Genomic DNA, 22,751 nt, shown 5'->3' with positions numbered 1-22,751 from the left:
TAAATATACGGAACGGTGCCAATGCGTAAGTTGACATTCGTTCCGTATTTATGCTTTGTAAAGAAGGATTTCAGTTGGGCAAAGCGTATATATATTACACGGGAAATTGGTGATGAGCATGGAAAGGTCACAGGAAAGGAAAATCATGGTCGACGGGGATGCCTGCCCGGTGAAGGCAGAAATTATTGCCGTGGCCCGGAGCTTCGGCATCCCGGTAATCATGGTCTCTTCATACGATCATGTGCTGAGGGGTGAGGAAGGCGTCTCAATCGTTCAAGTGGATCGTGGGACTGACAGTGCCGATCTGTACATTGCCAATCACATTAATGCAGGTGATATTGTCGTCACGCAGGATTACGGCCTGGCCGCGCTGGCGCTGGGCAACCGCTGTAGGGTTTTGTCTAACCGCGGACAGGAATATGATGATCTGGGCATGGATTTTATGCTGGAAAGCAGGCATGCCAGAGCCGTGGAGCGCAGGCGCGGCCATTATTCCAAGGGGCCGAAAGCAATCACCGCGGAAGAGAAAATTTATTTTCAACATAAACTGACAAAACTTTTAATGATTTTGCAGGAGAATGTCCAGCTATAGCGAATTATATTTATTTGTTAAGAGATGAAGGTGGTTGAAGTGGCTAGCGGACAAGGTAATATTCCGGAAGAAGTGATCGAGAGTGTCCTCGCACGGCATGACATTGTCGATACGGTCGGTAAGGTTGTCCATTTGTCCAAGCAGGGGAAATATTTATGGGGCCTCTGCCCGTTTCATTCGGAGAAAACCCCTTCCTTCACTGTAACCCCCGAACGGGGCGTCTTTCATTGCTTTGGCTGCGGCATGGGGGGCAATGCCATCAAATTCAGGATGGAAATCGAAGGGTTATCCTTCCCCGAAGCAGTCAGAATAATGGCGGAAGAAAGTGATATCCCTGTTCCCGAGGGAACAGGAGGCGTTCTCTCCCCTCCTGATCCAGAGCGTGACCGGTTGATTCAGGCGTATGAACTGTCGGCCAAATTTTATCATTTTCTGCTGAAGAATACGGAATACGGCACTGCCGCCATGGATTATTTGAGATCCCGGGGCTTCAGCGGCAAGATGATCGACCAGTTCCAGATCGGCTATGCACCGGACCGCTGGGATACACTGCTCCAGTTCCTGGACAAAAGGAGCTTCGATCTCGCCGAGATGGAGAAGGGCGGACTGCTGTCGGCCAGAGGCGAAGGCAAAGGGTATATTGACCGTTTTCGCGGACGTGTCATTTTTCCGATTGCGAACCGCACAGGGAAGGTGATTGCTTTTGCCGGAAGAATTCTTGGAGACGGTCAGCCGAAATACTTGAATTCCCCGGAGAGCAGGTTGTTTAACAAAAGCCGGATTCTGTACAACTTGCACCAATCCAAAGCATCCATCCGCAAAACGCGGCAAATCGTCCTTTTTGAAGGTTACGGTGATGTCATTTCGGCTTGGGAAGCAGGTGTGCATAACGGTGTGGCTACCATGGGAACCTCGCTGACAGAGGGGCATGTGGCTCTAATGAAGAGTCTGGGTGATGAGATTGTTCTGGCTTATGACGGCGATAAGGCGGGACAAGCCGCAGCAATGAAGGCGATCCCGATGCTGGAGGACAATGGCCTGCGGGTTAAGGTGGCTGTGCTTCCCAGCGGGCTCGATCCTGATGAATTCATCTCCCGCCACGGGGGGAGCGGTTCAAGGAGCAAGTCATTGATTCAGCGGTTTCATCCATTAAATTTAAGCTTATATATCTGAAAAAAAACCATATACTGCTAGAGGAAGACGGCAAAATAGCCTATGTCAAGGAGGCCCTGGAAATTATCGCCTCACTGCATTCCTCCACAGAGCGCGAGGTCTACCTGCGCGAAATCGCCTCCGAGCTGGAGCTGTCATATGATAGTTTGAAGCAGGACTGCAATTTACTTCGGGCGTCCATGCAAAAAAACCTTCCCGAAGGGGATAATAACGACAAAAGGTGGAATAATGGTAGGCATAAAAAAGGGCAGGTGCAGGCGCCGACTTTGCTGCCGGCTTATCATGTTGCCGAACGGCGGCTGTTGTCCTGGATGATACAGGACCCGGATGCCGCGGCATATGTAGGCGAACGCCTCGGAGAAGAGTTCAACATCGATGATCATGCGGCAATTGCCGCTTATCTATATGCCTATTACGCGCAGGGCAAACCCCCCGGCATCAGCCGGTTTTTATCATCGCTTCAGGATGACCGTCTGGAAAAAACCGCAACCGCAATTTCCATGATGGACACTCCTCCGGACTGGAATACACAGGTTCTGGATGACTGCATCCGTGAAGTGCGGAAATACCCCGTGCAACGCGGGATGGAACAAAAACGCGAAGAGATGATTCAGGCTGAGAAGTCGGGCGACTTTTTGCGTGCGGCACAAATAGCAAGTGAGATTATAGCCCTAGAGAGACAATGAGCAGTTGACAGGATGTACCTAGGGAGGAGGGAGTCGAATTATGGCGAACGATCAGCACACTGAACTGGAAGCGGAATTTACTCTGGATCAGGTTAAGGATCAGCTTATTGAGCAAGGCAAGAAAAGATCATCATTGAACTACAAAGATATTATGGAGAAATTGTCGCCGTTTGATCAGGACCCCGAGCAAATGGAGGAATTCTACGAGCAGCTGAGCGATTTGGGTATCGAGGTTGTGAATGAGAATGACGAAGAGGTCAATACCCTTCGGCCAAGCGAGGACAATGAAGGCAGCGACAATGATGACTTCAGCTTCGACGACGATTTGTCACTCCCGCCTGGAATCAAGATCAATGATCCTGTCCGGATGTATCTGAAAGAGATCGGGCGCGTGCCGCTGCTGTCGGCTGATGACGAGGTAGAGCTGGCGATGAGAATCAAGAACGGCGATGAAGAAGCAAAACGCCGGCTTGCTGAAGCCAACCTGCGGCTCGTAGTCAGTATCGCCAAACGTTATGTTGGGCGCGGCATGCTGTTCCTCGACCTGATTCAGGAAGGCAACATGGGTCTGATCAAAGCCGTTGAGAAATTTGACCACAACAAAGGCTTCAAATTCAGTACGTATGCGACTTGGTGGATTCGCCAAGCCATCACACGGGCGATTGCGGACCAGGCCCGGACGATCCGGATTCCGGTACACATGGTGGAAACTATCAACAAGCTGATCCGGGTATCCCGCCAGCTGCTGCAGGAGCTTGGACGTGAGCCGTCGCCGGAGGAAATTGCCGCCGAGATGGAGCTGACGGTTGAGAAGGTCAGAGAAATCATGAAGATTGCCCAGGAGCCGGTATCGCTGGAAACCCCGATCGGTGAAGAAGATGATTCGCATTTGGGTGATTTCATTGAGGATCAGGAGGCGCTTGCGCCTGCAGACGCAGCTGCTTATGAGCTGCTGAAGGAACAGCTGGAGGATGTGCTGGACACGCTCACAGAGCGTGAGGAGAATGTGCTTCGCCTGCGCTTCGGTCTGGATGACGGACGGACGAGAACGCTGGAGGAAGTCGGCAAAGTGTTCGGTGTTACCCGTGAGCGGATCCGCCAGATTGAAGCCAAGGCGTTGCGCAAGCTCCGGCATCCAAGCCGCAGCAAACGTCTTAAGGATTTCCTCGAATAGTGTCATAAACCGGACCTTCTGCTGCACGGTGGCAGGAGGTCCTTTTAGCTTAGGCCGGAGTCAAGGTCTGAAAGAGGGATGAGCCATTGAATTTGGAAAAACGTGAAATTATTTTAAGAGAAATTCAGTACTGGAGAAGAAGCAAGGTTTTGCCGGAGCAGTATTGCGATTTCCTGACCAACCTCTATGATGATGAGGCCGGGGTGAAGGACAGCAATCCGATCTCACTCCGTAATCTTCAGCAGGGAAGCATCAAAGTATGGCTGTTTGGTTTTGGAATTATTTCCTTGATTTTCTTGATTAGTCTTTATTTTAGCGTTTTTCCCTGGCCATTGCAACTTGCTACCGCACTCTGTGTCCTGATTGTTTGTTATGGCTACTCATACATTTACCGGGACCGGAACAACATGATCAGTGTTGTTCTGGCGGGGATTGGAAGCGTGCTGACGCTGGGCTTCGGATTATGGCTTATTGCGCTGCATGACCTCGATCCGGATTTCTGGAGGCCTCTGCTGATTGCAGGCTGCGGACTGCTGTGGGTCGTTCTCGGGTTTTTTCTGCGGATCAGCCTTTTGCATTTCTGCGGTTTTGCCTTTTGGGCCTTGCTGTATGCGGGGTTCTTCGGGCAGCAGCGGCCGGATGCCTCCATTCTTGAACTGGAGCTGCTGTATCTGCCGCTCTGCGTGCTGATGGTATGGCTGAGCTGGCTGCTGCATCACCGGGTGAATGGCGTTTCCGGAGTCTATCTGGGCGTAGGCGTCTCACTCTGGATTATGCCTGAAGTTGACGCTTTGCTGCTGAGACAGGATTTTCCCCAGTGGGTTTCGCTAATACTGATATTGAAGATTGCGGCAGGTCTTGCCCTGCTGTTTATTTTCCGCAAAAAATGGATAACGTGGGTGACCTCATGAATAACAATAAATTGTCAAACCGGCTTCAGCTTGTGCTGGAGCAGATTCCGCAGGGCAGCATTGTCGCTGATATCGGCTCTGACCATGCCCTGCTGCCAGTGGCGGCTGTAGCGAGCGGGCGCGCACCTTCTGCCGTTGCCGGAGAAGTGAACCCGGGACCGTTCGAAGCTGCCCGCAGAGGGGTAGCAGAGGCTGGACTGGGGAAGGTGATTGCCGTCCGCCGCGGAGACGGTCTTGAAGTACTGGAGCCTGGAGAAGCCGATTGCATTACCATCGCCGGGATGGGCGGCGCGCTGATCGCCTCAATTCTGGACCGGGGCTTAAGCCTCGGCAAGCTTGAAGGCGTGAAGACACTGGCACTTCAGCCGAATGTAGGTGAGGATATTTTGCGCCGCTGGCTGTTGAACCATGGCTGGGTACTTACTGCCGAGCATATTCTGGAGGAAGACGGCAAAATTTATGAAATTTTGAAGGCCGTCAGGGAACAGGCTGCTGAGGGGATCACGAATGAACAGTTGTACCGTGATTTACAGCTGGCCGGAGGAATGGTGTGCGACCATGAGCTGCTGCTGGAGATGGGGCCCTGGCTGCTGCAGGCGCCGAATGCTGCGTTTTTCGCCAAATGGCAGGGAGAGATTGCCAAGCTGCAGGGGATTCTGACTTCGCTGTCCCGCTCCGACCAGGCCCCAGCCGAGGAAAGACGCCATCAGATTTCGGCGCAGATCAACCGAATTGTGGAGGTGCTGGCATGTTTGCCAAAGGACAAACTGTAATCGGATATATGGAGCAGCTTGCCCCCAAACATTTAGCGGAGGAATGGGACAACGTCGGGCTGCAGCTTGGGTCTCTGCAGAAGGAGATTACCGGTGTTCTTGTGGCGCTTGATGTCAATGACGCGGTAGTGGATGAAGCCATAGCGCAGGGCTGCAATCTGATCATCGCCCACCATGCGATTATTTTCCGCCCGATTAAGGGAATCCAGACCGATACCCCCATGGGCCAGCTCTATGAGAAGCTGATCAAACATGATATTGCCGTCTATATCAGCCATACGAATCTGGACGTGGCCGAAGGCGGCATGAATGATTGGATGGCGGAAGCGCTGGGCATCCTGGAAGGGGCGCCGATTAAGGATATCCATACTGAGCAGCTGTCCAAGCTGGTGGTATTTGTGCCGAAGGACCACCACCAGAAGGTGCTGGATGCCATCCTGAACGCCGGCGCGGGCTGGATCGGCAATTACAGCCACTGCAGCTTCAATATTGAGGGCTATGGAACCTTCATCCCGAGAGAGGGATCGGACCCCTACCTGGGTGAGAAAGGCAAGCTGGAGCGTGCTGAGGAAATCCGGATTGAAACGATTGTACCTCAGCCGATCCGGAATAAAGTTGTGCAGGCGATGCTGAAGGCCCACCCTTACGAGGAGGTGGCGTATGATCTCTATTCCATGGACCTGAAGGGCCGCAGTTTCGGGCTGGGCCGCGTAGGGAAGCTTAAGGAGCCAACTACGCTGGGGCAGTTCGTTGAGAAGGTGAAAAGCGGGCTTCAGGTGGACCATGTACGTGTCGTTGGGGATTTGAACCGTCCTATCCGCAAAGCAGCGGTAATGGGAGGCTCCGGGGCTAAGTATTACAGCAGCGCCATCTTCAAAGGAGCCGATGTGCTTGTGACCGGAGACATTGACTACCATACGGCACAGGATGCTTTTTTGGCCGGCATTACGCTGATTGATCCCGGACACAATGCGGAAAAGATTATGAAAGTGAAAGTAGCTGAGTGGATCAGTGCTAAGCTGAACGAGCATAAATACCAAACCGCTGTACATGCCTCTAAGGTGAACACGGAGCCGTTTGCTTTTCTATAATTCCCTCTTATTTACACTTGTGCCGCAGGATGCAAGTCTGTATAATATACAATGTTGATCGGAAAGTTTGACAGACAATCGCCGGCGCGCGTGAAGACGCCGCGGGAGGAAAGTCCGGGCTCCACAAGGCAGGGTGCTGGATAACGTCCAGTCGGCGCGAGCCGAAGGATAGTGCCACAGAAATGGACCGCCGATGGCCGCTTTCGGGCGGCACAGGCAAGGATGGAACCGAGGTGTAAGAGACCCCGAGGAACGCTGGTGACTTCGTTCCTGGTAAACCCCATCTGGAGCAAGACCTAATGAGACGCAGCTTCGCCTTAACCGGAAGAAGCAGCCTTCGCCTGAGGCGCGTCTAGGTTGGTCGCTGGAGCTGTGCAGTAATGTACGGCCTAGATAGATGATTGTCGCTTATGGTGGGAGGGTAGTTCCCGTTCGAACCACGACGAGCACAGAACCCGGCTTACGGCAAACTTTCCTAACTGACAACTTGTTAGCAATAATGTTGAATTGAACTGGTGTAATCATAAGACAGCGGCCCTCCTCGGAGGGCCGCTTTTAGGTATGCCACTGGTTATTTTGCTTGAGATATCTGCTGCGTAAGTTCTTCACTCTGCGAGTAAATCTTCAGGGCTTCGTCCAGCCGCTGCACGGCAGTCTGCATCAGCGCAGGAGGGGTATGCGTGAAATTAAGCCGCATCGTATTCCTCCGCGGCTGCTCGGAATAGAACACCTCGCCCGGTACAAAAGCTACCCCTTGCTCTACGGCATAAGGAAGCAGCTGTGCGGCGTTAATAGGTTCAGCCAGGGTCAGCCACAGGAACATGCCGCCGCGCGGCTCAAGAAAATGTGTGCCTTCCCAGCGGCGGGAAGCCAGTTCGCCGGAGAGCAGTTTCATCCGCGAATGGTATTCGCGGGAGATCAGGCGGATATGCCCTTCAAGGTCAAAGGTCTGCAGCAGTTCAGCGAGTGCCCGCTGGTCAATCGTGCTGGAATGCAAATCCGCAGCCTGCTTGGCTTTGGCGATCACCCGGATCAATTCAGGGGGCCCGATGATCCAGCCGGTGCGCACTCCCGGAGCAACAATCTTGGAGAAGGTTCCTGTGTAGACTACACAGGATTCGCCTTCGCCGCTTCGGTCAATAGCTGCCAGCGTAGGCGGATAAGCGCCTGGGGATTCATCGAAGGTGATCTCACCATACGGATTGTCTTCGAGAATGAGCACATCATAGCGCCGGCATAAATCTACAATCTGTTCACGGCGTTCTCTGCTCCAGGTGGCCCCGGACGGATTATTGAAGGTAGGTACGGCATACAGCAGCTTGGGGCGCCGTATGCGCAGCTGCTCTTCCAAATGCTCCGGCAGCATGCCGTGCTCATCGCTCTGGACCGTATGAATATCTGCACGGTAAGAGCCGAGCACTTGCAGCGCGGCCAGATAGGTAGGGGCTTCTACAAGCACAGCATCGCCGGGGTCGAGCAGAACTTTGCACAGCAGGTCCAGCGCCTGCTGCGAGCCTGTGGTCAGAATCATATCGGAAGCGGATACTGAAATGCCTTGCCCGGTCAGCCTGGCGGCGAGCTGTTCACGCAGCGGCAGGTAGCCTTCCGTCAAGCCGTACTGCAGGGCTGAAGTATCAGCGGAGAGTGCCTTGTTATAGGCATCGCGGACAGCCTGCATTGGAAACAGGTCTTCACCGGGAAGCCCGCCGGCCAGTGAGATGATGTCTTTGCCCTGGGTAACCTTCAGAATTTCACGGACTGCCGAAGATCCCAGATGATCCGCTGCTGTAGAAAAATTTATCTTCATAAAAAGTACTCCCCGCCTTGGTTTTTGTTGTATCATAACGGCATAGCGGTATAACAGTAAAGCGGTGAATATAACAGTTGGGAGGACGGAAAAATGCATATCGATTTGCTTCGCAGCGGCAGCAAATCTCTGCCGCAGCAGATCAGCGACACGCTGGCCCAGCGGATTACTTCCGGGCTGCTGCAGCCGGGCTTCCGCCTGCCTTCTGTCAGAGGTCTGGCAGCTACGCTGAAGGTAAGCCAGGTCACCGTGAGCAAGGCCTACGCCGACCTGGAGAAGAAGGGACATCTTATATGCAGCCAGGGCAAGGGCTGCTTTGTCGCGGAGCATGAGCGGAGCAGGCCCGGTAACGGTGCAGACTGGCGGGACGGGTACGAAGATTATTTACCGCGCGCCCAGCTCTGGCGCAATTTCGGCTACTCTGAGGTGGAGTATCCGTTCCATCTTGCAGCGATTCACGGCGAACTTCTTCCGTTGGAGCCGATTGGTACAACTTTGGCTGAACTGGTAACAGGCCAGCCCGAACTGATGGCATCCTACGGTAATTTCCAGGGCGACCCGGAGCTGCGGGAAATCATGCGCAGGCATTTGCAGCCGCGCGGCATCCGCCTCAGCGCCGATGATCTGATGATTACCAGCGGAACACAACAGGGAATCGATCTGGTGACACGGACGTTTGTCGGTCCCGGAGATACCGTCTACCTGGAAGCTCCGAGTTATACCGGCGCGATTGACGTATTCGCCGGAAGAGGGGCAGAGATGATTTTTGTACCGATGGATCATGAAGGGATGCGTGTAGATGTGCTGACCAGGCTATGCGATGCGAGGCCGCCCAAACTGATCTATACGAACCCGACGTTTCAGAATCCGAGCGGTGTCACGATGAGCATGGCAAGAAGACAGCGGCTGCTGGAGCTTGCCCGCAGCTACCGCTGTCTCATTGTAGAGGATGATCCGTTCAGTGACCTCTATTTCCGCACGCCTCCACCCCCTCCGATCAAATCGATGGATGAGGACGGGCATGTGGTATATATGAAAAGCTTCAGCAAAGTTATTGCCCCGGGCTTCCGGATTGCCTGTGTTGCAGCCGAGGGCAATATCCTGTCCAGGCTGATTGCCGCCAAGTCGGCCAGTGATCTGGGCAGTCCGCTGCTGACGCAAGGTGCGGTGCTTCCGTTCATTGCCCGCAAGTACGAGGACTATGCCCGTACGCTCCGTGCTGCCCTGCGGAGGCGCATGGAGAAGGCCGCCGGGCTGCTGAAGCAGTACGCCCCGCCGGGCGTGACCTGGGTGCTGCCCGAAGGGGGTCTGAACCTTTGGCTGCAGCTTCCTTCCGCCTCCGGCATTGCACAGCTGCATGAGCTGGCGGAGCAGGAGGGCATTTCTTTTCTTCCCGGCGATGTGTGTTACGCCGGGGATCTGCCCTCACGGCATATCCGCCTGTGCTATTCGCAAATGACAGAAGCCGAGATGGAGCGGGGACTGCGGCTGTTCCTGATCCTCCTGGACAAGCACCTCCGCTCATTGAATCAATAACTGCTCTTCAGGCTCTGCCGGAGGGTTTTGAGCTGGCGGCCGACATGCTGCGGGAACAGCTGCAGCGGAACCTCGCCTCCGCCTGCGGCCTGCAGCGTTTTGTAGATATCCACCTGGCCCCAGCCGTAATATTTGTCCTGGCCGGGATCACCAAGATCCACAGCATTGGAGGTCATCAGCGCCATCACTTCTTTATTCGTCAGAGCCGGGTTCAGGGAGCGGACCAGTCCGGCCAGCGCCGCCACATGCGGGCTGGCCATGGAGGTGCCGGACAGCGCCGCATACTGGCTATCGGGGTAGGTGCTGGCGATGCTCTCCCCGGGAGCGGCAACATCAATATAGTCGCCGTAATTGGAAAAGGAGGCTTTTTCGCCATTGGCGCTGGTCGCTGCGACGGCAAGGACCTCCGGATAAGCGGCAGGGTACCCCGGACGCTCAGTGTTGTCATTCCCGGCAGCGGATACAACCACTACATCGCGGTCGTAGGCGTATTTAATCGCATCATGCAGGAACTGTGAATCGGCATAATTGCCCAGACTGAGGTTAATGACTTTGGCGCCTTTGTCAGCCGCCCAGATGATCCCTTCGGCAACGGAGTAGGTGGTTCCTGCCCCCGAGTTGTCGAGCGCTTTTACCGGAAGGATCTTGTTGTACCAGCTGATGCCGGCCACACCTTCCCCGTTATTGGTCAGTGCACCGATAATTCCGGCAACATGGGTGCCGTGGCCTACGTCATCATTAGGCGGCGAGGTGTTCGTAATCGCATTATATCCGGCAAGCAGCTGGCCTTTGAGGTCAGGATGATTGGCCTGCACACCGGTATCCACCACTGCTACAATGACCTCTTTGCTGCCTTTGGACAGATTCCAGCCCTGTTCGGTTTCGATAGCCGGCAGATTCCATTGGTAAGTGGAGAACAGCAGATCATTTGGTGTAATTACTGCAGCCCCGGTATTTTCGTCCGCGGTATCATTGGTTAAATACATATAGTGGGGTTCAGTATATTGCGGGTGCCACTTCTGGTCAAAATAAGCTTTCAGCTGTGTGTAATTCATCTTCCCGGAGCGGAAAATGTAGGCGTAGCCCAGCTTGCGCGGCTCCTTGGAGCGGATATCGGCGGCGATGGTCTGCAGCTGCCCTGCGGTGGGATGGCCGTTTTTGAAGCGGACGACGATCTCATTTTCGTAATAATGGCTGGCATTCTCATTATCGTGGCCGGTCTTGACGGTAAGCTCCTTCAGGGTATCGGCATGAATGGATTCCACCCGGTATTTTCCTTCCTTCGGATAGGGGATCAGCCGCAGGTTTTTGAGCTGATGCTCGGCCACCCGGTCGAGAATCCTCTGATTAATCAGGGCAATGACACCATAATGTCCCTCCCGGTCGCGCTGGGCTGTGAAATAATATTTTTTATTTCCGATGATAAAGGAAGGAGATTCATAGCTCTGATGCCTCTGGATGGCCGTTTTTGCGGTGTTCAGGTACTTCAGCAGCCTTTTATTCTCCTGGTCGCTTCCTTCGGGAAAAGATGACTTGAACGTGCTGGACTGCTTCGTGCGGAAATCAATCCACATCAGCATGGCAATATGTCCGTGTCCCTGCTGCAGCTGTTTGGCATATGCTGAAATATCCTCGGGCGTTTTGCCGTCCGTCTCGGATAACATGGTCCGCAGATGCTTGCTGACATCTGTTCTGTTCAGACGGTCGGTGGAGCTGACATCCTGGGTAAGGGCTGTTTTTTTAATTGTTTTTTCCTGCTGCGGGTTCGGTACGGAGGCTTGTCTCAGCGCAGGGCCCCCATCCGGCCGAAGTGTGTACGTGAACACGGCTATAGTAAAAGCGGCGGTGATCAAACCGGCTATCATTGCATTTTTGCGTGACATATTTTCCGCTCCTTTATGGCATGGTATAGCTGTAGGTTTAGGAGAGAGCGCAGGTTTTATGCATTTCAGAAAAGGATACCGTCGTCCAAGGTTTTATGTTAATATCAGAAAGTAAGTGCTTACGATGTAAAAGCACTTGGAAATGCCTCGCTGTGATTGTATGGATTACAACTACAAGAGCTAGGACTAATAAGGGGGAGCAATCGCCATGTCAGCAGCCAATGTGCAGAAATTGTGTGAAACGACGAGAGAAAAGCTTAAATCCGTAATCGGAAAAATGGAAATATTCCTGAATCAGCATGCGCTGCCGCAGCTGGTCACGGAGGAAGATGAGGAAACGCTGCTCTTTTATCAGGGCTTTTTGTCCGATCTCCGCCATTTGCTGGTGTTCTCGGAAATGTCATATGAGAAACTTGGGGTTGCCCTGCGCCGTGCCACTTTTGATGATGCGTTTGCGCAAAAAGCCCTTTATAACGTATACCACTTTGGTGTAAACAACTTCTTTTATCCCAAAAATGAAAGTTATTCGGAAGACGGACGTTATGCCTACACGGGCCAGGATGCGATCCGTTTCCGCAAAAAGCCGGTCCGCCCGGCACGGGACATTATTTTGGATATTACCAAGGTTTATGAAGAACTGCGGGATGACCTCAGTTATTATGAGAATGACTATCTGACCGAAAAACGCATGCAGAATCAGGTATAATCTGAGTTAAGCTGCTCCGTTTCCAGAAGATCGCATTTGCCGTTTAGTTAGGGCAGGTGCGGTCTTTTTTTTGCTTATCACCCCCAAGGGAGCTGTGAAGATGAATTGGAAACCCTTGTGCAGCATAGGGTGCGCTTACAGCGGACATAATGAAGCCGAGGTGATAACTATGACAACCGCAAAAACGCTTGTGAAATGCAGTGTGAGCAACTGTCATTATTGGGGAGAACAGAACTTGTGCCGTGCAGACGAAATACTCATCGAGATCGACAAGCATTCGGGTAACGCCTTCAAGGAAGAATATGCCGAAGAAATGACTGAGCGGGGCCATCACGATTATGCCGGTAATTCCTCCGCTACCTGTTGTCTGACGTTCAAGCCTAACGATTAGGAGGACGCGCCATGGACAAGCAAAGTGATGACTCCAATCTGGACCGCTATCAGCGCAGAAAAATTGTCCTGCGTCCACGCCGTGTAGATTACCCCCGCCGGGACAAAGCGCATAATGAGGAATACGCCGCTGAAATCAGCCCGCTGCCCAGTCATGTGCACAGGGGACAAATCAATGGGGCAGAAGCTAATACGGAAACAGGAACCAGCACTGAAAGCCGCTCTATTGGTTATGTAGGCTTAGGCTTTGGAGTAGTTTCTTTGTTTATCTGGTCGATTATTATGGGACCCATTGCTGCAGTCCTTGGCTATTATGCATATGCCAGAGGGCAAAAAACAGCCGGTGCCTGGGCCATGGGACTGGGGATTGTCTCCACACTCAGCTATTTTGTCATGATTCCATTTGCCCGCTAGAAGCCTTAACAACCGTAAATCCAGATTCAAAACAGGCTTTCAGACCTATCTATGCAGGTCTGAAGTCTGTTTTTGCGTGTCCGTATATAGCAATTGCTCTGAAAAAATTGTAAAATAAAGGCGTATTTTAAATTTTAATTGGTGATGAATTGAACTTGGGTCCAAACATTCCCCGCAGTCACGACCAATAACCCCAAAATCAAATGTCAAGATCAGTTCACTATAAACATATAAAAACAACCTCTGAAAGAAGGAATGCTCAGCATGGTGATCAACCCCGCAGCTGGAGCCGGGACCGGGCAGCTGAAATGGATTAATCTGCGAAGTTCCACCCAAGTTAACAACGGGACGGATAACGCAAAACCGGAAGTGACAGGAAGCTCATCGGCAGAATTTGCCGCACTCCTGCAGGAGCTGGCGCTCCAGAATGCCAGCGGAAACCCTGGCAGCTCATCAGCTTCGCTTGACAGCTCTGCCCTAAGCGGACTGTTGTGGCAGCAGCTTGGAGGGATGGAGGAAGCCTACAACGCCATTTCCGGGGAAATAACGGAGACCATACCTACGGATTATGAAGAGCTGATTCAAAGTGCCAGCGCGAAATACGGAGTTCCCGTTGACCTGATCAAGGCCGTAATCGACACGGAATCTTCCTTTAATCCCAATGTTGTTTCTTCAGCCGGAGCCAAAGGGCTCATGCAGCTGATGGATGGAACAGCGAATGGATTGGGCGTATCCGATCCCTTTGATCCGGCGCAGAGCATCGACGGCGGAGTGCGTTATCTGTCTTATCAGCTGAAACGGTATAATGGGCAGGAGAACATGGCGCTTGCCGCATACAATGCGGGTCCCGGACGGGTGAACAAGCTGGGAGTAAGCACTGATCTGGAGCTGCTCGCCAATCTGTCGCAGCTTCCGGAAGAAACACAGGCCTATATCAGCAAAATAGAACGCGCCCGCGCCAAATACGCGGTATAATAAAAAGGATCAAACGGGTATACCCTTTAACCACAGAGGTGGCAGAGGACCGTTTGGTCCTTTTTCGCCATTTGGGATGAAGCAGGAGGATTCCCGCAGAAATGAACAAGCAGAAGACGCAAAGGAGACTTCCGATATATGCTTTATTGGGATTACGCTGCTGCTGCCCCGCCGTATGATGAGGTCGTGCAGACGGTGGAACAAATTATGAGGCTGCATTATGCCAACCCTTCTTCCCTGCACCGTGCCGGGATGGAAGCAGAGCGGCTCATCACACGCGCACGGGAGGTATGTGCAGCCGCGCTTGCTGTACAGCCTCACGAAATTTTGTTTACCTCGGGAGCCACCGAGAGCAATAACCTGGCCATCAAAGGCGCCGCCCTGCAGTATCAGGGAAGAGGAAGGCATATTGTGACAACACAGTTGGAGCATCCGTCGGTATATGAGAGCTGCCGGCAGCTGCGCGAGCTGGGCTGGGAGGTAACTTTTGTCGCGCCTAGGGGCACTGGAATTGTGGACCCGGCGGATATAGCCGCTGCCATCCGGCCGGATACCGTGCTTGTGAGTGTCATGCATGTCAATAATGAGATTGGAACGGTGCAGCCGCTGCGGGAAATTGGCCAAGGCATCAAAGCGGTGAACCGCCGGACGCTGTTTCATGTCGATGGAGTGCAGGGTTATGGCAAACTGGAGACAAGGCTGAAGGAGTGGCAGGCCGAGCTGTATAGCCTGTCGCCGCACAAAATCCGTGGTCCGCGCGGCACAGGGATACTGGTGGTCCGGGAAGGAACCGCATTGTTCCCGCTGCTGACGGGAGGCTCCCATGAAAATGGAAACCGTGCCGGAACCGAAAATGTAGCGGGAATTGTCGCTTCCGCCAAGGCCGTTCGCATGAGCGGTGAACGGCGGGAGGAATTGGTAAGACAGCTGATTCCGCTCCGCAACCGGCTGCTGCATTGTATTGCGGCCATGCCGGAGCTTGTCCTGAACAGCCGGGAGGACGGCGCACCTCATATTGTCCATTTCTCCTACCCTGGCATGAAGGGGGAAGTGCTGGCGCGGAAGCTGGAGGAGCTGGGGATGACGGTCTCGACCCGCTCCGCGTGTTCTTCGCGGCTTGCTGAACCGAGCCGGGTCCTGCTGTCGATGGGCAGAGACGTCCAAGCGGCTCTGGGCGGCATCCGGATCAGTCTGGGGGACATTCATACCGAAGCGGATGTAGCTCTGCTTGAACAAGCCCTGCTGGCTGCTGTACAGTCATTGAAGAAAGCTGAAGGAGGCATGAAATAACGAATGAAAGAGATAGAGAACGGGCTCGCAGCCGGATCTGGGCCAGGCACCACAAGAAGCATCGAATATGCAGACATGCTGCTGCTGCGGTTCGGAGAGTTTACTTTAAAGGGGAAAAACCGTTCCCGGTTTGAGAAAACAGTGCTGCGCCATGTGAAGGAAATGGTCAGGCCCTTTCCCAAGGTGAGCTTAAGCAAGGAGTTCGGCCGCATTTACGTGCAGTTGAACGGGGAGCCTGCGGAGGAGCTGGCCGGTGTGCTGCGCAATGTTTTCGGCATTGCTTCGATAAGTCCCGTTAAGGTTTCGCTTTCGGACTTTGATGATATTTTATCGGTCAGCCGGAACTTCCTCCGCATAGCAGCCCCGCCGGCCGGCACAACCTTCAAGGTGAATGTGCGCCGGGTATGGAAAGGTTTCCCTTATGGCTCGATCGAAATGAACAAGCTGATCTCTACTCCGCTGCTTCAGAGCTATCCGGGGCTGCTTGTGGATGTGAAGTCGCCGCAGATGGAACTTAAGATTGAAATCCGCGAGGGGCACACGTACATTTTCTGTGAAAATATCGCCGGTGTCGGGGGTTTTCCGCTCGGTACCAACGGCAAAGCCATGCTGCTGCTGAGCGGCGGCATTGACAGCCCGGTAGCGGGCTGGTCATCCATGCGCCGGGGACTTGAAGTGGAGTGTGTCCATTTCTACAGTTTTCCCTATACCAGCGAGCTGGCCAGGCAAAAGGTCGTGGATCTGACCCGGGTATTGTCCCGGTATGCCGGCGTCATCAGACTGCATCTCGTTCCGTTTACTGAAGTGCAGACCTCTTTTACAGGAATTGGGCAGGATAACCTGATTATTACCCTGATGCGCCGGGCCATGCTGAAGATTGCCACGCGGCTGGCTGAGCGGGAAGGGGCACTGGCCCTCGTTACAGGCGAAAGTCTGGGTCAGGTTGCCAGCCAGACGCTGTCCAGCATGAACGTCATTGGCCGTGTGACTCCGCTTCCGCTGCTGCGGCCCCTCGTGATGATGGACAAGAGCGAAATCGTGGAGCTCTCCAAAACGGTCGGCACCTACGACCTTTCCATCCTCCCATACGAGGATTGCTGCACGCTGTTTGTCCCGAAATCGCCAACTACGAATCCTAACCTGCGGATTGTGGACAAGATCGAAGCGACCCTTCCTGGTTACAGTGCTCTGCTGGATGCGGCGGTCGCCGGTACGGAGACGGTCACCATAACCCCATACGGGGATGAGAAGCCCAGCGATGTGGTACCCGCGCAAGCCGGGCTGCAGGAAGAATGGTTCTAACCTTGCGAAATCTTTTTTTCATCCGCCGGCCCGTCTGCCGGTATGTGCTGCTTTTTGGTGGTCCCGGACCCGTTTCCAGTGCCCTGCCACCAGGATTCCGCCAATCACCAGAATAATAAAAAGAATGCGCAGCAGCGGATGCTCCTCCACAAAAGGGGCAATCCGCTTTTCTTCTGTAATCATGCCGGAAGCGGTCAGCCCAAGCACGGCGGAGCCGATATAGATGATCCAGGGATACCGGCCCATCAGCTTGATGAACAGGGTGCTGCCCCAGACTACGATCGGCACGCTGATCAGCAGTCCCAGCACAACCAGTGCAATATTGTGGTTGGCAGCTCCGGCTATCGCAATCACATTATCCAGCCCCATGGCCGCATCAGCGATGATAATCGTACGTACCGCCGACCATAACGTCCCGCCTGCCTGAATGTTGGGCCCTCCGCTGTCTCCGGTCAGCAGCTTATAGGCGATCAGAATCAGCAGCAGGCCGCCGAATAACAGCAGCCAGGGAATCTTCAGCAGCCAAACGACCAGAATAGTGGCAATAATCCGCAGTACCACAGCCCCGCCTGTGCCCAGCAGGATTGCTTTTTTCTGTGTCCGCCCCTGTAAGTTCCGCGCAGCCAGGCCAATGACAATGGCATTGTCGCCAGCCAGAATCAGATCCAGAAAGATAATATTCAGCAGCGGCAATATGAAATCCAGAACGGATGTGTTCAAGAGTGGGTCACTCCTATTAGCGTTTTCTGAACGGTATAGTGTTGTATACGCAAAAAAAGCGCCGGACATTCCCTCCCCTTGGAAAAAAGCCACTGACTGTAGCATAGCTTGCCCTGCTTGGACATACATGTAAATACATGCAGTTCGGGGAGGCTGAAGTCCATGGAATCTTTATTGCTGCTTGGTGAGATCCTGATGATCAATCTGGTTTTGAGCGGAGATAACGCAATGGTCATTGCAATGGCCAGTAAAAACCTGCCGGAGCATCACCGCAGGATGGCGGTCTGGTGGGGAGCCGCCGGTGCTGTCGGTCTGCGCTGCCTGCTCACCTTTGCCGCAGTGCTGCTGCTTAAGGTCCCCTATATTGAAGCCGGCGGGGGAATACTGCTGCTATGGATCGCGTTCAAGCTGCTGCTGGAGGAAGAAGAGGATATCCGGGTGGAAGAGAGCTCTACCGTATGGAAATCCGTGCGCACCATTCTGCTCGCTGACTTTATTATGAGCCTGGATAATGTGCTGGCCATCGCAGGTGTTGCCAAGGGCGATCTCGCTCTGGTTGTAATCGGTATTGCCCTAAGCATTCCGATCGTGGTGTGGGGCAGCGGAATCATTGTGAGCTGGCTGCACCGGCTTCCCGTCCTGACCTATATTGGCGCCTATATCCTCGCCTACACGGCGGGGGATATGCTGCTTCAGGACGCCAAGTTTGGTGCGGTGATTTCCTTCCTGCTGCCTTCCCTTCATTCGCTGCTGCCGCTGCTGCTTGGAATCATCGTGGTTTTGTCGGGCGTATTCAAGCGCAGGCCTTTATCGGCAAAATAAAATCCGGCAAAAAATGGAGGCTGAACCAGAGCTGCAGCAGCTTTGGCCCAGCCTCTTTGGCATGGCTGCCGAAAACAAAGAAGAATGATGGTGTTTTATTTGTTTTTCAGATAAAATATAGAGAGAATCCTGTCATGTGCTTATGTGGTTCAGTGACGGGGCTGAGCGAAAAGACGTGAATTTTTGAAGGGATGAGTGACATATGTCTTCCAAAAACGATGCGAAACTGGGTATATTTATCCTCGCCGCCGGCATAGTGATTCTGTTCGGAAAGCTGGGGGTGTTCGGATTTCTCGGACGGGCGTTGTGGCCGCTTGTGATTCTGGTACCCGGCCTGTTCCTGCATGTGCTTTTCTTCAGCCGCCGGGCTCCGGCATCGGTGCTGCTGCCCGCCGGGATTCTGACCGTATACGGACTGCTTCTGGGCTTGTGCAATACCTGGGGCTGGGGACTAATGTCTCATCTGTGGCCGCTGCTGCTGCTGGGCATCGCTGTCGGACTATACGAATATTCACTCTATTCCCCGGGGCGAAACGGCGGACTTACCACAACAGCCGTCATTCTGGGCCTGCTTAGCGTTGTGCTGCTGGTCTTCAGCATGCTTGGAACGGGAGCGCTCTATGTACTGGGGGCTATACTGATTGCAGCAGGAGCTTGGCTGATCTTCGGACGCGGCAAACCGGGGGGCCGCAAGAAGTGGAACGGAGGCTGGTAAGCCAGCCATTCCGTATGTAATTTAACCAAAAGTGGTCCGGAAGTTTGCCCGAATGCAACTTTAGCAAAATTCAACGGAGCTGGAAAACGTTTTTTCATAAAAAGACTTGCTTTTCATAGTGCTTTCACTATAATATTAAGGATATGTTGAAGCGTCGGCTTTCTGCCTGGCGCTTCTTTTGTGAGACTGCCGCGACAAGCTATAAATTTAAACATTTTTAATTTGATAAATGAGAGGATTTGGATACAAATCATGCATTCAAGAAAAGATATCCGCAATATTGCGATCATTGCCCACGTTGACCATGGCAAGACAACACTCGTCGATCAGCTTCTGCAGCAGTCCGGGATTTTCAGTGCGCACGAGCACCTTCAAGAACGGGCCATGGACTCGAACGATCTGGAGCGGGAACGCGGAATTACCATCCTAGCCAAAAATACAGCTATTACCTATAAAGAGTTCCTGATTAACATTGTAGATACCCCGGGACACGCCGACTTCGGCGGTGAAGTGGAACGCATCATGAAGATGGTTGACGGTGTACTGCTGGTTGTTGATGCTTATGAAGGCTGCATGCCGCAAACGAAATTCGTTCTGCGCAAAGCGCTGGAGCAGCACTTGACACCTATCGTTGTCGTGAACAAGATTGACCGTCCTGCAGCCCGTCCGAAGGAAGTTATTGATGAAGTGCTGGACCTGTTCATTGAGCTGGAAGCCAGTGATGACCAGCTGGAATTCCCGGTTGTGTATGCTTCCGCATTGAACGGCACTTCCAGCATGGACCCTGAGAAGCAGGACGATAACATGCTTGCCCTTTATGAAACCATTACCGAGCATATCCCTGCTCCAACTGAAAAAGTGGACGAGCCGCTGCAGTTCCTTGTTACTTTGATGGACTATAACGAATACCTGGGACGCATCGCGATCGGACGTGTGAACCGCGGTGTGATCAAGCAAGGCCAATCCGTTACCGTCATCATGCGTGACGGCAAAAGCAAAACAGCCCGCATTGAGAAGCTTTTTGGCTTCCAGGGCCTGAAGCGGGTGGAAACCGAGGAAGCGGGCGCGGGAGACATCGTGGCGATTGCCGGGATCAAGGATATCAACATCGGTGAAACGATTGCTGATCCGCAGAATCCTGAAGCGCTGCCTGTTCTGAAGATTGATGAGCCGACGATGCAAATGACGTTCCTCGTGAACAACAGTCCGTTTGCCGGCAAAGAAGGTAAATGGGTAACTTCCCGCAAACTGCGTGAACGCCTCTTCAAAGAACTGGAAACCGATGTGAGCTTGCGTGTGCTGGAAACAGACAGCCCTGACGCATTCATCGTGTCCGGACGCGGTGAGCTTCACCTGGGGATTCTGATTGAGAATATGCGCCGTGAAGGCTACGAAATGCAGGTATCCAAGCCAGAGGTTATCGTTAAGGAAATCGATGGTGTCAAAATGGAGCCGCTTGAGCGTCTGATGATTGATATTCCGGAAGAAAGCATGGGCGCCGTAATGGAGAGCCTGGGTACCCGCAAAGCGGAAATGGTCAACATGATCAATCACGGGACCGGACAGGTGCGTCTGGAGTTCCTGATCCCGGCACGCGGCCTGATCGGTTACAACACGTACTTCCTGACGCTGACACGCGGCTATGGTGTAATGAACCACGCCTTTGACAGCTACGCTCCTCTGATTGGCGGACAGGTTGGCGGACGCCATCAAGGCGTGCTGGTATCGAGCGAGACCGGAACAACCACATTCTACGGCATGATGGGTGTTGAAGACCGCGGTATCCTCTTCCTGGAGCCAGGTACTGAAATTTACGAAGGTATGATCGTAGGCGAGCATACCCGCGATAATGACATTATCGTCAACATCTGCAAGGAAAAAGCGCTGACTAACGTCCGCTCTGCGACGAAGGATGAAACTGTAAAGATGAAGACGCCCCGCCTGTTCTCACTGGAGGGTGCGCTTGAGTACCTGAACGATGATGAATATTGCGAAATCACGCCTAAATCTGTCCGTTTGCGTAAAAAAATCCTGAACAAGGGCGAACGCGAACGTGTAGAAAAGCAGCGCAAAGCGGCGCAAGCCAGCCAAGCCTAAGTTTCTGGGTGCAGGGATGTTTTCTTTTGGAGCATAAACCGATTCTATGCTCATATAAGCCGCCGGATGATATCCGGCGGCTGTTCTTTTTTGCCTGAGGCGGATATCTCAAATTCTAAGGATTAATTGCGGTATAATGTCCCGGCGGATGATATAATGTAAGCGAACTTATTCCCGGAGGGAGTGACGAGCTGTGCAGAACTGGTTCGCAGAGCATCCTATTGTGGCTTATATTGTCATTTTTATTTTGCTGACTTATGTGTACAACCGTGTTTTCCGAGTGAATCAAAAGCTGCCGATCGGCAAGGAGATTGTCCTCTATGTAATGATGGCGCTCGGCTCCGGAATGCTGCTTATCTTCCAGCATGACAAGCTGCCGATTATTCAATGCCTGCTGGTGGCTGTTGGCCTTATGCTGCTGGTGAGAGTCCGCTACATGGTGGAGGCCCGGCAGAAACGCAAGGCGGCGGCAGCGGGCAAACGGCAGTAACCGCAACTTTTGCAGCTTGATTTCGTCTAATAGAGAGAGCAATCCATCTAATACCAGTTGAAAACGAAAAGGACTTATTCCATTATGAGTACAAGTAAAGGCAGTTTGCCGCCAAGATCCGGCGGGAACCAGAGAAATGGCAGACCGCAGCCGAACAGCGCGGCCAGAACCGTACAGAAGAAGAAACAAGTCAAGAAACGCGGAGCATTGGCGAGAACGGGGAAAATGGTATTAACCCTTCTGATCATTGCCATTCTGGCCGTGCTGGGATATGCAGGGTATCTGTATTGGAAGTTTGATCATGGAAGCTTTGGCGTGGATAAGCCGGTTCAGGCTGGCCATTCCGCTGCAGAGAAGCCCATCACCATGCTGCTCTTGGGGACGGACAACCGGCCCAAACATCGATCCAATCTGACAGATGTCATTATGGTTGCGGCCCTCAATCCCACAACCCAGTCCGCTACAGTGGTCTCACTTCCCCGTGACACATATGTGGAGCTTAGCGGATACAAGAAGACCAAAATCAATGAATTTTACGCCCGCTTCAAGAGCAAGGAGAAGACTTCAGGTATTCTTGCCGAGGACGAAATGAAGACGATGATGGGCAAGTATCTGGATATCGACGTAGATTATGCGACCGTGCTTGATTTTCAGGGCTTCCGTGATGTTGTGGATGAACTGGGCGGCGTAGATGTTAATATCAGTGAGAATATGTGCTATACCGATAGTGTGGATGGTACGGATATCAACCTGACCAAGGGCCCGGCCCGGCTGGATGGCGATGATGCCCTCGATTATGTGCGCTACCGCAAGTCGAACTGCAGGCCCAAGACGAAGGCGTCCGATGACTTTGACCGCAACAAACGCCAGAATGAAGTGCTGAATTCATTAGTCGGACAGATGCAGTCCCTGGGCGGCGTTCTGAAGATTGGCAAAGTGCTGGATGCGTTGGATGACAACATGAAGACGGATATCGAAAATGCGCAGATCAAAAATATTATCTCTGCCTATTGGAAAATATCCAAGGAGAATATTGAATTCAAGCCGGTGACCGGAACCTGGCGCAGTCCATATGTATATATTAATGATAAAGAGCTTGAGGCTGCGAAGCAGAGCCTGCATGACCGGATTGCGGGTGCTGCACCCGGCGGCACGGCTGCTTCCCAAAATTGAATGCAAGTTCGGGCATGTGCTATAATATAAT

General features: G+C 53.0%; 20 protein-coding genes, 1 other RNA gene and 1 pseudogene. 19 read left to right on the top strand and 3 right to left on the bottom strand.

The genetic code is table 11. The features are described 5' to 3' along the window. The first annotated feature begins 145 nt into the window (after nt 1-145). The 7 genes and pseudogenes from JI735_RS00925 to rnpB all read left to right on the top strand — a co-directional run bounded on the left by JI735_RS00925 (nt 146) and on the right by rnpB (nt 6,878). Nucleotides 146-592, top strand: a complete 447-nt coding sequence (locus tag JI735_RS00925; protein WP_085979299.1) for a YaiI/YqxD family protein — start codon at nt 146-148, stop codon at nt 590-592. A 39-nt stretch (nt 593-631) separates the two neighbouring features. Further along, nucleotides 632-2,451: pseudogene (gene dnaG, locus JI735_RS00920) on the top strand (DNA primase). A gap of 40 nt (nt 2,452-2,491) precedes the next feature. Beyond that, nucleotides 2,492-3,625 carry an RNA polymerase sigma factor RpoD gene (gene rpoD / locus JI735_RS00915; RefSeq protein ID WP_020426386.1) on the top strand — a complete coding sequence of 378 codons (1,134 nt, stop codon included), beginning with the start codon at nt 2,492-2,494 and terminating at the stop codon, nt 3,623-3,625. Nucleotides 3,626-3,711: 86 nt separating this feature from the next. Beyond that, a complete protein-coding gene (locus JI735_RS00910) occupies nt 3,712-4,536 on the top strand; it encodes a hypothetical protein (protein WP_039836985.1) in 825 nt (274 codons plus the stop codon). Next, nucleotides 4,512-5,309, top strand: a complete 798-nt coding sequence (locus JI735_RS00905) for a tRNA (adenine(22)-N(1))-methyltransferase (RefSeq protein ID WP_233476199.1) — start codon at nt 4,512-4,514, stop codon at nt 5,307-5,309. Before JI735_RS00910 ends, JI735_RS00905 begins: the two co-directional genes overlap by 25 nt. Beyond that, entirely contained in the window at nt 5,285-6,400 is a 1,116-nt protein-coding gene (locus JI735_RS00900) for a Nif3-like dinuclear metal center hexameric protein (protein ID WP_039836989.1), read from the top strand. Before JI735_RS00905 ends, JI735_RS00900 begins: the two co-directional genes overlap by 25 nt. Nucleotides 6,401-6,462: 62 nt before the next feature. Next, nucleotides 6,463-6,878: RNase P RNA component class A (gene rnpB / locus JI735_RS00895), an RNA gene on the top strand. 93 nt (nt 6,879-6,971) lie between these two features. Here rnpB and JI735_RS00890 read toward each other — a convergent pair. Next, the gene (locus JI735_RS00890; protein WP_202676934.1) at nt 6,972-8,207 is read right to left on the bottom strand and encodes an aminotransferase-like domain-containing protein; all 1,236 of its coding nucleotides are present in this window, start codon (nt 8,205-8,207) and stop codon (nt 6,972-6,974) included. A gap of 93 nt (nt 8,208-8,300) precedes the next feature. Between JI735_RS00890 and pdxR the strand changes: the two genes are divergently transcribed. After that, on the top strand, nt 8,301-9,743 hold the full coding sequence (pdxR, locus tag JI735_RS00885; RefSeq protein ID WP_039836992.1) for a MocR-like pyridoxine biosynthesis transcription factor PdxR: 1,443 nt from the start codon (nt 8,301-8,303) through the stop codon (nt 9,741-9,743). On the opposite strand, the gene JI735_RS00880 is transcribed toward pdxR, so the two are convergent. Beyond that, the gene (locus JI735_RS00880; protein WP_039836993.1) at nt 9,737-11,626 is read right to left on the bottom strand and encodes a S8 family peptidase; all 1,890 of its coding nucleotides are present in this window, start codon (nt 11,624-11,626) and stop codon (nt 9,737-9,739) included. The two genes, pdxR and JI735_RS00880, sit on opposite strands and share 7 nt — an antisense overlap. A 208-nt stretch (nt 11,627-11,834) precedes the next feature. Between JI735_RS00880 and JI735_RS00875 the strand changes: the two genes are divergently transcribed. The 6 genes from JI735_RS00875 (at nt 11,835) to thiI (ending at nt 16,703) form a co-directional block, all read left to right on the top strand. Continuing rightward, nucleotides 11,835-12,332 (top strand): YpuI family protein, encoded by a 498-nt coding sequence (locus JI735_RS00875; RefSeq protein ID WP_020426394.1) that lies wholly within the window; start codon nt 11,835-11,837, stop codon nt 12,330-12,332. 100 nt (nt 12,333-12,432) lie between these two features. Beyond that, nucleotides 12,433-12,723, top strand: coding sequence for a DUF1540 domain-containing protein (locus tag JI735_RS00870; protein WP_202676933.1), 291 nt, complete (start codon nt 12,433-12,435; stop codon nt 12,721-12,723). Between the two features lie 11 nt (nt 12,724-12,734). Continuing rightward, nucleotides 12,735-13,136, top strand: coding sequence for a hypothetical protein (locus tag JI735_RS00865; RefSeq protein WP_039836994.1), 402 nt, complete (start codon nt 12,735-12,737; stop codon nt 13,134-13,136). Nucleotides 13,137-13,400: 264 nt separating this feature from the next. Then, complete coding sequence (locus tag JI735_RS00860; RefSeq protein WP_039836995.1) at nt 13,401-14,111, top strand: lytic transglycosylase domain-containing protein; 711 nt, start codon at nt 13,401-13,403, stop codon at nt 14,109-14,111. A 138-nt stretch (nt 14,112-14,249) separates the two neighbouring features. Then, a complete protein-coding gene (locus JI735_RS00855) occupies nt 14,250-15,401 on the top strand; it encodes a cysteine desulfurase family protein (protein ID WP_039836996.1) in 1,152 nt (383 codons plus the stop codon). Nucleotides 15,402-15,476: 75 nt separating this feature from the next. Next, nucleotides 15,477-16,703 carry a tRNA uracil 4-sulfurtransferase ThiI gene (gene thiI, locus JI735_RS00850; RefSeq protein ID WP_051052012.1) on the top strand — a complete coding sequence of 409 codons (1,227 nt, stop codon included), beginning with the start codon at nt 15,477-15,479 and terminating at the stop codon, nt 16,701-16,703. 18 nt (nt 16,704-16,721) lie between these two features. On the opposite strand, the gene JI735_RS00845 is transcribed toward thiI, so the two are convergent. Next, the gene (locus tag JI735_RS00845; RefSeq protein WP_039836997.1) at nt 16,722-17,423 is read right to left on the bottom strand and encodes a TerC family protein; all 702 of its coding nucleotides are present in this window, start codon (nt 17,421-17,423) and stop codon (nt 16,722-16,724) included. Nucleotides 17,424-17,585: 162 nt separating this feature from the next. Here JI735_RS00845 and JI735_RS00840 point away from each other — a divergent pair, with 162 nt between their 5' ends. The 5 genes from JI735_RS00840 to JI735_RS00820 all read left to right on the top strand — a co-directional run bounded on the left by JI735_RS00840 (nt 17,586) and on the right by JI735_RS00820 (nt 22,720). Beyond that, the gene (locus JI735_RS00840) at nt 17,586-18,245 is read left to right on the top strand and encodes a TerC family protein (RefSeq protein WP_039836998.1); all 660 of its coding nucleotides are present in this window, start codon (nt 17,586-17,588) and stop codon (nt 18,243-18,245) included. Nucleotides 18,246-18,447: 202 nt separating this feature from the next. Beyond that, nucleotides 18,448-18,960, top strand: a complete 513-nt coding sequence (locus tag JI735_RS00835) for a hypothetical protein (RefSeq protein WP_020426890.1) — start codon at nt 18,448-18,450, stop codon at nt 18,958-18,960. A 252-nt stretch (nt 18,961-19,212) separates the two neighbouring features. Next, nucleotides 19,213-21,057 (top strand): translational GTPase TypA, encoded by a 1,845-nt coding sequence (gene typA, locus JI735_RS00830; RefSeq protein ID WP_039836999.1) that lies wholly within the window; start codon nt 19,213-19,215, stop codon nt 21,055-21,057. 193 nt (nt 21,058-21,250) lie between these two features. Next, entirely contained in the window at nt 21,251-21,547 is a 297-nt protein-coding gene (locus JI735_RS00825) for a YlaH-like family protein (RefSeq protein ID WP_039837000.1), read from the top strand. A gap of 84 nt (nt 21,548-21,631) precedes the next feature. Beyond that, nucleotides 21,632-22,720: an LCP family protein gene (locus JI735_RS00820; RefSeq protein ID WP_039837001.1), complete on the top strand. Its 1,089-nt coding sequence runs from the start codon at nt 21,632-21,634 to the stop codon at nt 22,718-22,720. The last annotated feature ends 31 nt before the right edge of the window (nt 22,721-22,751 follow it).

The sequence above is a fragment of the Paenibacillus sonchi genome (assembly GCF_016772475.1).
GTDB classification, from domain to species: domain Bacteria; phylum Bacillota; class Bacilli; order Paenibacillales; family Paenibacillaceae; genus Paenibacillus_AQ; species Paenibacillus_AQ sonchi.
The sequence above is the reverse complement of the archived record's forward strand: the minus strand, read 5'-3'. Positions and strand labels throughout refer to the sequence as shown.

What these genes read in the sequence shown, in the direction of transcription:
- JI735_RS00905 (WP_233476199.1), top strand. Translation starts at nt 4,512, where the DNA reads ATGGATAACGTGGGTGACCTCATGAATAACAATAAATTGTCAAACCGG.
- JI735_RS00835 (WP_020426890.1), top strand. Translation starts at nt 18,448, where the DNA reads ATGTCTTCCAAAAACGATGCGAAACTGGGTATATTTATCCTCGCCGCC.
- JI735_RS00880 (WP_039836993.1), bottom strand. Translation starts at nt 11,626, where the DNA reads ATGTCACGCAAAAATGCAATGATAGCCGGTTTGATCACCGCCGCTTTT.
- JI735_RS00860 (WP_039836995.1), top strand. Translation starts at nt 13,401, where the DNA reads ATGGTGATCAACCCCGCAGCTGGAGCCGGGACCGGGCAGCTGAAATGG.
- JI735_RS00890 (WP_202676934.1), bottom strand. Translation starts at nt 8,207, where the DNA reads ATGAAGATAAATTTTTCTACAGCAGCGGATCATCTGGGATCTTCGGCA.
- typA (WP_039836999.1), top strand. Translation starts at nt 19,213, where the DNA reads ATGCATTCAAGAAAAGATATCCGCAATATTGCGATCATTGCCCACGTT.
- JI735_RS00925 (WP_085979299.1), top strand. Translation starts at nt 146, where the DNA reads ATGGTCGACGGGGATGCCTGCCCGGTGAAGGCAGAAATTATTGCCGTG.
- JI735_RS00900 (WP_039836989.1), top strand. Translation starts at nt 5,285, where the DNA reads ATGTTTGCCAAAGGACAAACTGTAATCGGATATATGGAGCAGCTTGCC.
- JI735_RS00820 (WP_039837001.1), top strand. Translation starts at nt 21,632, where the DNA reads ATGAGTACAAGTAAAGGCAGTTTGCCGCCAAGATCCGGCGGGAACCAG.
- JI735_RS00855 (WP_039836996.1), top strand. Translation starts at nt 14,250, where the DNA reads ATGCTTTATTGGGATTACGCTGCTGCTGCCCCGCCGTATGATGAGGTC.
- JI735_RS00865 (WP_039836994.1), top strand. Translation starts at nt 12,735, where the DNA reads ATGGACAAGCAAAGTGATGACTCCAATCTGGACCGCTATCAGCGCAGA.
- rpoD (WP_020426386.1), top strand. Translation starts at nt 2,492, where the DNA reads ATGGCGAACGATCAGCACACTGAACTGGAAGCGGAATTTACTCTGGAT.
- thiI (WP_051052012.1), top strand. Translation starts at nt 15,477, where the DNA reads ATGCTGCTGCTGCGGTTCGGAGAGTTTACTTTAAAGGGGAAAAACCGT.
- JI735_RS00840 (WP_039836998.1), top strand. Translation starts at nt 17,586, where the DNA reads ATGGAATCTTTATTGCTGCTTGGTGAGATCCTGATGATCAATCTGGTT.
- JI735_RS00870 (WP_202676933.1), top strand. Translation starts at nt 12,433, where the DNA reads ATGAATTGGAAACCCTTGTGCAGCATAGGGTGCGCTTACAGCGGACAT.
- JI735_RS00875 (WP_020426394.1), top strand. Translation starts at nt 11,835, where the DNA reads ATGTCAGCAGCCAATGTGCAGAAATTGTGTGAAACGACGAGAGAAAAG.
- pdxR (WP_039836992.1), top strand. Translation starts at nt 8,301, where the DNA reads ATGCATATCGATTTGCTTCGCAGCGGCAGCAAATCTCTGCCGCAGCAG.